This is a genomic window from Mesorhizobium sp. M0243, assembly GCF_040321775.1.
Lineage (GTDB): Bacteria > Pseudomonadota > Alphaproteobacteria > Rhizobiales > Rhizobiaceae > Mesorhizobium.
This window is the reverse complement of record NZ_JAMYSF010000094.1, coordinates 1-506: the sequence shown is the minus strand read 5'-3', so window position 1 is coordinate 506 and position 506 is coordinate 1. Positions and strand designations below refer to the sequence as shown.

Annotated in this window: 1 protein-coding gene; it reads right to left on the bottom strand. The window is 56.5% G+C overall.

Annotation, left to right across the window (positions count from 1 at the left end; genetic code table 11):
* Nucleotides 1-506, bottom strand: a 506-nt coding sequence (locus NKJ11_RS33785; protein WP_352795195.1) for a diguanylate cyclase, incomplete at both ends; no start/stop codon positions are given.

Below are 506 nucleotides of genomic sequence, written 5' to 3'. Positions count from 1 at the left end.
TTCCAGTAAAGTGTCGACCAGCACGATGACGAACTCTTCGCCTCCGTACCGCGCAGCGAGATCGGTGGAGCGGCCGGAACCACTCTGGATTACGCTGGCGATTTGCTTGAGCACCTCGTCGCCGGCCATGTGGCCATAGGTATCGTTGTATTGTTTGAAGTTGTCTGCATCGATCATCAACAGCGACAATGGGGACTGTGCGCGAAAAGCGCGCTTCCATTCAGCCGCCAGATATTCGTCAAAATAGCGCCTGTTGCCTAGACCCGTCAGGCCATCGATCCTCGTCAGACGTTCAAGCTCGAGATTTGCACTGATCAGCTGTCGCTGGCTTTCCCTTAGCGCTCGGTACGCCGCGTCTCGCTGGACGTGATCCAGATAGGCCCGCGTGTGATATCGAATACGTGCAATCAACTCGATACGGTCCGGCAGTTTGACGAGATAGTCGTTCGCTCCCGCAGCGAACGCCTCGCCCTTGGTGGCTGGATCTTCCTTGCTCGACAGCACAA